Source organism: Pseudoalteromonas sp. S1609, assembly GCF_005887255.1.
In the GTDB taxonomy this organism is placed as follows: Bacteria; Pseudomonadota; Gammaproteobacteria; order Enterobacterales; family Alteromonadaceae; genus Pseudoalteromonas.
The window spans coordinates 1-292 of the sequence record NZ_PNDJ01000152.1; the positions used below are offsets into that span (position 1 = coordinate 1).

Consider the following 292-nt stretch of genomic DNA (forward strand, 5'->3'; position numbering starts at 1 on the left):
ATAGAGCCTTTATCTCCAAATTGTTCAATAAAGTAAATTAAGCTATCGCCAATGCCGTAAATCGCAGGGTACGGTAAGTCTTTATTAGCTGCATCAGTAGCTGGCTTAGCGCCGCGCTCAACCGCTGCTTCAAACGCTGCTTGAGCGTTCTCTACACGCCAGCCCATAGAACAAATTGCTGGGCCGTGGTTTTTAGCAAACTCAGCTGAAAAGCCGTCGCGTTCATTATTTAGTAAAAAATGAATATCGTTTTGGTTGTAATAAACAATGTCTTTACCTTTGAATTTTTTTA

General features: G+C 41.1%; 1 pseudogene. It reads right to left on the bottom strand.

Going from position 1 to position 292, the window contains the following annotated elements:
• A pseudogene (locus CWB76_RS19175) lies at positions 1-292 on the bottom strand (4-hydroxyphenylpyruvate dioxygenase); the annotation flags it as partial.